Genomic DNA, 3,903 nt, shown 5'->3' with positions numbered 1-3,903 from the left:
AACCCCTAACCCCTAACCCCTAAGTCAAAATATATTTCCGATTTTTTAGTCCAAATTGTCATAAAATTAACTGAAAATAAAAACAATCGGCCACCAAAAGTTAACAAAACTCTTAACATTGCTGGGAGGGGTAAAGCCTCCCATCCTTGTCCATGAGTTTCCAGTGGCAAACTAGAAGATATTCAGGGCGCTGACGCGATCGAATAAAAATTTAAGCCTGGATTTGTAGAAGATTTATGTCGTTTTTGAGCAATTGGCGTCAATATCGCATTCCCACATTCTTGTTTAGCCTCTGCCTAAGCGCCGTGCTGCTGTTTTCAGGCGAGGTTACCAATACTCAGCCACTTGCCGCTACCGTCCCCAATATCGCAAAAGCTGCTCCGTCTGGGCAAGTAGCGGCAGCAATGTCAGCGGATGAAACATCCCTTTCACTGACAGAAAACGTCCGCAAAACGGTTCTGGAAAATCAGCTCACCGTTTTAACCAAAGAAGTGCATACCGCTCCCGTTGTAACAGTGCAGGTATGGTATAAAGTGGGCTCCCGCAATGAAGAACCCGGAGTAAACGGGATTGCCCACCAGTTAGAACATATGATGTTCAAAGGCACCAAAGATCGCCCGATTCAATTCGGACGGCTGTTCAACGCCTTGGGAAGTAACTCCAACGCTTTCACCAGCTACGACCAAACAGCTTATTTCGGTACTGTAGAACGAGACAAACTGCGGGCGATGCTGGAATTGGAAGCAGACCGGATGCAAAACGCCCTCATCAATGTAGAGCAACTTGCCAGCGAAAAGCGCGTGGTGATTTCCGAGTTGCAAGGGTACGAAAATTCGCCTGATTATCGGTTAGAAAGGGCAGTGATGCGATCGGTTTTCCCCACACAACCCTATGGTTTACCAGTAGGCGGCACCAAAGCAGATGTAGAAAAGTTTACCGTCGAGCAGGTACAGTATTACTATCACAAGTACTACAGCCCCAATAACGCTACCTTGGTAATTGTGGGAGATATCGAAACCGAACCCACCCTTAAGTTAGTTAAAGAAATTTTTGGTAATTTGCCCAATCGAGGGGAACAACAGGAGAGTGGGAGCGCGACAGAAAATGTACCATTAGATTCCCCCACTCCCACTCTCCCCAGTTCTAAGTCTCCCATTATGTTGCGGGAAGCGGGGAGCGCACCTATATTGCAGATAGTGTATCCGCTCCCACCCACCAATCATCCCGATGTAGCGGCGCTGAAGGTGATGGATTACATCTTGACCGGGGGGCGCAGTTCTCGCGTTTATCAAGCTCTGGTAGAATCGGGTCTGGCTAGCAATGCGGGAGGCTATGCGGCCAACTTGATTTCAGGTGGTTGGTATCAACTTTCTGCCACAGCAGCGCCAAACCGTAAACTGATAGAAATTGACCGAGTTCTTCAACAAACGATCGCCGACTTGCAAAATAAAAGCGTCACAGAGGAAGAACTCAACCGCGCCAAAGCGCAATTCCGCGCCGCCGTAATCCTGAGCAACCGCGAAATCACTGCCCAAGCTATGCAGCTGGGCGATGACGAAACCAGTACGGGTGACTATAGATACACCGAGCGCTTGCTGAAAGAAATTGCCGATGTGAGCGCCGCCGATGTACAGCGAGTAGCCAAAAAATACCTCCAACAATCCGATCGCACCGTCGGTTACTTTGAACCTACCGAGCTGACAGCTGATGGCGGCGGGGGAGGCACAAGTAGCAGCCAAACAAGCGAACAATTCAATCTAGGGCAACCAGTAGACCCAGCCGAGTTAGCAAAATATCTGCCTGAGTTTACGACATCTACCATATCCACAGTTCGATCGCTGCCAGAATCATTTAAACTCAGTAACGGTTTGCAAGTCTTGCTCATGCGCGATCGCAGCACTCCCACCGTCACCCTGAGCGGCTATATCCAAGCCGGTACAGAATTCGATCTGCCAGCATCGGCAGGTACAGCTGCTTTGACAGCAGAAAACTTGATGAACGGTACGAAGACAAAAGATGCCCTGACTCTGGCGAAAACCTTAGAAGACCGAGGCGCGAGTCTGGACTTCGGTGCAGCTAGAGAAGGTGTCAGCGTCGATGGGTACAGTTTATCAAAAGACCTGCCCACCTTAATTGCGACGTTAGCTGATGTGCTGCAAAACGCCAACTTTCCTAAAGATCAGCTGGAACTGAGCCGTCAGCGGGCGATAACAGATCTGAAAGAACGATTGGATAGCCCAGATTACTTGGCATATCGGACTTTGCAACAAACCGTTTACCCGGAAGTTCATCCCTTCCATGCCTATCCCACCTACGATAGTCTCAAGCGGATTAGCGAGGGAGATATCATGGGCTTTTACAAGCAACATTATCGCCCCGATACTACCGTACTGACTTTGGTGGGCAACTTTGCACCGCAAGAAGTGCGATCGCTGATCGAAACTCAATTCGGCAGCTGGAAAGCTAGCGGCAATCTGCCAAAACTGAATTTTCCCAGCGTACCCTTACCGGAAAAACTTGTCCGTTTGAATCCGGTCATACCCGGTAAAACACAGGCGATCACGTTTATGGGATATCGGGGAATCAATCGACAAGACCCCCGTTACTACGCCACTTTGGTGTTAAATCAAATTTTGGGTGGCGATACCTTATCGAGTCGCTTAGGAACGGAAATTCGCGATCGCCAAGGTCTCACCTACGGCATTTATAGTGCCTTCCAAGCAGGAGAGCAACCCGGTTTGTTTTTGATTAATATGCAAACAGCACCGGAAGATACAAATAAAGCGATCGCTAGCACGATCGCTCTATTACAAGATGTTCATTCTCAAGGCGTCACTCCTACCGAAGTAGATACAGCAAAGCGTTCGCTCTCCAGCAGCTATAGTGTCGAACTGGCAGACCCCGACAATTTAACATCAGAAATTCTGATGAACGAAGTTTATGGGCTCACGAGTGCAGAAATTCGCGATTTTCCCCGTAAAATCCTTGCAGTTACTCCCGAACAAGTTAACCGGGTAGCCAAAGATTTACTGCAACCGGATAACTTAATTGTTGTGACCGCAGGGCCATCAATTGCTGGGGGCGCTTCTGCGGCAGCGCGGTAGCTAAAAGGGCGTCGGAGTTAGGGGTTAGGGGCTAGGGAGAGAAGAGGGAAGAGGGAGTGGGAAGAATTTTGACTTTTGACTTTTGACTTTTGACTTTTGACTTTTGGCTCCCCCACTCCCCCACTCCCTCTTCCCTCTCCCCTAACTCCTAACCCCGACGCCCTTTCTTTTGACTTTTTTCCGGCCAATTAAGGTGCTAAAAATGCTCAGCCTCTACCTATTTTTTATCCTCGGTTTTATTGGGAGCGGTCACTGTGTCGGGATGTGCGGCCCTTTGGTCGTAAGCTACACTTTGCCAAGAAAAAATAGTTGGTATTCTCACGTACTTTACGGTCTGGGTAGATCCACCACCTATGCCTTGCTGGGATTTTTAGCTGGTAGCTTCGGTCAAATTATCCAAAGCTTGTTAGGATTGCGGGCAACGCTGTTGATACTAGCTGGCGGGGTGATGATATACATGGGGTTAGGACAGCTGAACCTATTACCTAGAAAGCTGCCTTCCCTCCAGCAATACAAGTGGTACCAGAAAAGTGTTGGGCTTTTGTACGAAAGTAACACTTGGTACCGTACCTATCCATTAGGAGTGCTGTTGGGGTTTATTCCTTGCGGTTTGATCGCAATGGCTCTCAGTCTTGCCATTACCCAACCTCTAGCGATCGCTACTGTAGGAATGTTCATTTTTGGATTGGGTACAATGCCCGCTATGGTAGGCTTTGGTATCCTCATTCAACGACTCAAAATTCCCAAACTGGAACGCTATGCCGCAATGGTAATGGTAGTATTGGGCTGTCTGACCCTG

The 3,903-nt window shown here is 48.6% G+C and carries 2 protein-coding genes; both read left to right on the top strand.

Going from position 1 to position 3,903, the window contains the following annotated elements; all coding sequences use genetic code 11:
- Nucleotides 1–236 precede the first annotated feature (236 nt).
- On the top strand, nt 237–3,104 hold the full coding sequence (locus tag H6S82_RS22580; protein ID WP_190470805.1) for a pitrilysin family protein: 2,868 nt from the start codon (nt 237–239) through the stop codon (nt 3,102–3,104).
- A 202-nt stretch (nt 3,105–3,306) separates the two neighbouring features.
- Nucleotides 3,307–3,903: sulfite exporter TauE/SafE family protein (locus tag H6S82_RS22575; RefSeq protein WP_191056741.1), on the top strand; the 597-nt coding region annotated here is incomplete at its 3' end.

The sequence above is a fragment of the Planktothrix sp. FACHB-1355 genome (assembly GCF_014748295.1).
Taxonomy (GTDB): domain Bacteria; phylum Cyanobacteriota; class Cyanobacteriia; order Cyanobacteriales; family Aerosakkonemataceae; genus Aerosakkonema; species Aerosakkonema funiforme_A.
Note: the sequence above shows the minus strand (reverse complement) of the source record. Positions and strands in the feature narration are given on the sequence as shown.